The organism is Mycobacterium sp. (assembly GCF_039583805.1).
Lineage (GTDB): Bacteria > Actinomycetota > Actinomycetes > Mycobacteriales > Mycobacteriaceae > Mycobacterium.
Genome location: NZ_JAVKSH010000040.1, coordinates 15481 through 18104, shown reverse-complemented (window position 1 = coordinate 18104; position 2624 = coordinate 15481). Strand labels below are relative to the sequence as shown.

2 protein-coding genes are annotated in these 2624 nt (G+C 73.3%); both read right to left on the bottom strand.

The features are described from left to right. The coding region (locus ABDW21_RS07480) for a PGRS repeat-containing protein (protein WP_343710255.1) at nucleotides 1-840 on the bottom strand (840 nt) is incomplete at its 3' end. Between the two features lie 244 nt (nucleotides 841-1084). Further along, nucleotides 1085-2593, bottom strand: coding sequence for a PPE family protein (locus ABDW21_RS07475; protein WP_343600876.1), 1509 nt, complete (start codon nucleotides 2591-2593; stop codon nucleotides 1085-1087). Nucleotides 2594-2624 lie beyond the last annotated feature (31 nt).

Sequence of the window (2624 nt, the reverse complement as noted above, 5' to 3'; positions counted from 1 at the left end):
GCCGCCGTCGCCGCCGCTGCCGCCGGCAGGATTCGCGGCGGTACCGGCACCCCCGTCGCCGCCGTTACCGCCGGCCCCGCCGCCCCCGCTCACCGCGGTGGTCGCGGTGCCGCCCGCACCGCCGTCGCCGCCGTTCCCGCCGGCCAGCCCGGCTCCGCCCGCACCGCCGTTGCCCCCGGCACCGCCGTCGCCGCCGTTGCCGAAGTAGGAGCCGCTTGGGCCGCCGGCACCGCCGTCGCCGCCGTTCTCGCCGGCCAGCCCATCGCCACCGGCGCCGCCGGCGCCGCCGTTACCCACCAGCAGGCCTCCGGTTCCGCCGGTACCGCCGTCAGCGCCGGCGCCGGCGTCCCCACCCGCCCCGCCGTTACCGATCAGCCCGGCCGCACCGCCGTCCCCGCCGGCCACACCCGGGTCGCGGGCCGCGTCGAAACCGGCTCCGCCGTCGCCCAACAACTCACCGCCGGCGCCGCCGTCGGGGTGGTCCAGCGTGCCGGTCGTGCCGTTGCAGATCAGGCCGCACACTGAGTCGGTCGCGAACGGTTGATTGACGACGTCGTCGACCTGGATGCCGAGCGGGCTGGTGATCCAGTCCTGCGCGAGCTGCTGAACCGGGTCGGCGATGCCGCCCTGGAACAGGCTCGCAAGCGTGAGGTTGATCAGGCCGAGTGTCTGGTCGAGAGCGGGATTCAGCCCCGGCGCGTCCGCCGCCGACGCGGCGGACGCCGCAACCGCGATGGAGTCCAGGATCAGGTCTTCGACATCGGCGTGCACCGCCGGCGCGCCGACCAGCGGTGCCACCCCGAACGCGCAAGACGCTCCGATCGTCGCGGCCAAGCTCACCGGGCGAGCGCCGCGCCGGCGAGCTGCGTTGCTGCCGGGCGCGGAATCCTTGTCTACCCGACGCCGACGACCCGGCATGCCCTACCCCCGTCACAGCAAATCCCATAACCGCACCGCTCGACGCAGCACGCAGCGATTGACACCGGAGTATGTTCGCGCACAACAGCTTTGGCTGGCCGATCAGATTGGAGATCACCGTGAGTCCCCGAATGCGTTGCGGATCGGGAAGTTACGCGTTGCGGTGTCAGCGGAGCTCGCCCTCCCCGTCGGGCCCGCCGGCCCAGGTGCCCGGCACCATCGGCACGGTCGGGGCTGCGCCGAATGTGTCGCGGGTCAGCGTCCTCAGCCCCGCAGCCCGGGTGACACCCGCGGTTGCCGCGGTGCCGGAGAACCCTGACGCTCCCGCATCCCGATCCGACCACAGCACCGCGGCTGCGGCGGGCGATGCGCTGGGCTGTGCGCCGATATCCGTGTCCAGATCCATGTACTCGTAGCCGCGGCCCAGCTGTTTGCGGGTGACCCGGTGACGCTGACGCGCCTGCGCCAGTTCGCGGGTGCCCGCCGCAACCGCCGCGGCAACGCCCTCGGACTGGGCGTGTTTCGCGGTGGCGCCGGAGCTCATCCCCGAGCCGAAGCCGACGCCGGGAGGCCCCACCGGGTAGGGAGGGGCGAAACCCTGCGCGCCCGCGGCCGGTGCGGGCAGCGCTGGCGGCAGCGCAGCGGCCGCCACCGTGCCCGGCTCCGATGCGGCCGCGGGTGCCGGTACCGGGGCGGCCGCCGGCGCGGCGACGGTCGGCGCCGTCGCGACAACCGGGCCCATCGGGGACAGCGCCGGGCTGGTCACCCCGGGCAGGTCGGGCATTAAGGCCGGGCCGGATTGCGCCAGCCCCCCCAGGCCGGCCAGCCCCGCCAAGCCGGCCGAAGACCCGAGCGGGGCAATCAACCCGAACGACAGCGCCGTCAGTTCCCCCAGTTGCGGGCCGACCACGCTGATCGCCTCACCCGCCCAGTGCGGAACCAGGGTGGTCAGTACCGGATCGGTCAGCAGGTGCGTGATCGCCCCGGCCGGATTCGACTGGACATGCGCCAAGTCCCCCTGAATGGCGTCGGCGACGTCGGCGATTCGAGTCGTGTACCAGCTCAGGCTGTCCGGACCCGGACCGCTGTCCTGCTGCCTTGTGCCGCTCGCGGCGGGGTTGCTGGTGTGGCTGCGGGCTTTCAGGATCTGCGGCGGCGGCTGAGTCTGCGGCGTCGACACCACCGCGGCGGTGGAGACCGTCTGGTAGGTCGCCATCACGGTGGCCGCCTGAATCCACATCCGCAGGTAGTCGGCCTCGTTGAGGGCAAGCGGAATGGTGTTGATCCCGAAGAAGTTCGTCGCCGCCAACACCGCGTGGACGGCGTGGTTGGCCGTCAACTCCGCCAGCGTCGGCATGGCCGCCAGCGCGACCGTGTAGGCCGCGGCTACGGTGTCGAGCTGGGTAGCGGCCGCCGCGCTGTCGGCGCCGGCCTGCACCAGCCAGGCCAGGTACGGCACATTCGCCGCCACATACGACTCCGCGCTGGGACCCTGCCACTCGCCGCTCTGCACCGCGGCCAGCAACGCGCTGAGTTCCTCCGCGGCGGCAGAATACTCCGCACTCAGCACATTCCATGCGCCCGCCGCCGCCAGCAGCGACCCAGGACCCGGACCGCTGCTCAACACCGCTGAATGCACCTCCGGCGGTGAGGCCATCCAGGTCGGCTCCGTCACCGCGACGGTCGGGGTCACTGCGACGGTCGGG